The sequence below is a fragment of the Clostridioides sp. ZZV15-6383 genome (genome assembly GCF_020657735.1).
Lineage (GTDB): Bacteria > Bacillota > Clostridia > Peptostreptococcales > Peptostreptococcaceae > Clostridioides > Clostridioides difficile_D.
Map to the genome: position 1 here is coordinate 1 of NZ_JAGWCV010000213.1, position 255 is coordinate 255.

A 255-nucleotide genomic window follows, 5' to 3' on the forward strand; every position below is an offset into this window, starting at 1 on the left:
TCTTGAAAACCAGTGACTTCGAAAGGGGCCGTGGGTTCGAATCCCACCCTCTCCGCCAAATGCCCAGATAGCTCAGTCGGTAGAGCAGGGGACTGAAAATCCCCGTGTCGGTGGTTCGATTCCGCCTTTGGGCACCAGAATATGGCGGTATAGCTTAGTTGGCTAGAGCGTTCGGTTCATACCCGAAAGGTCATAGGTTCGACTCCTATTACCGCTACTAAAATTTAATGTGGGCCATTAGCTCAGTTGGTTAGA

2 tRNA genes are annotated in these 255 nt (G+C 51.0%); both read left to right on the forward strand.

Going from position 1 to position 255, the window contains the following annotated elements:
• The first annotated feature begins 61 nt into the window (after nt 1–61).
• Nucleotides 62–137: transfer RNA gene (locus tag KGF42_RS19515), tRNA-Phe, on the forward strand.
• A 6-nt stretch (nt 138–143) separates the two neighbouring features.
• A tRNA-Met gene (locus KGF42_RS19520) sits at nt 144–217 on the forward strand.
• Nucleotides 218–255 lie beyond the last annotated feature (38 nt).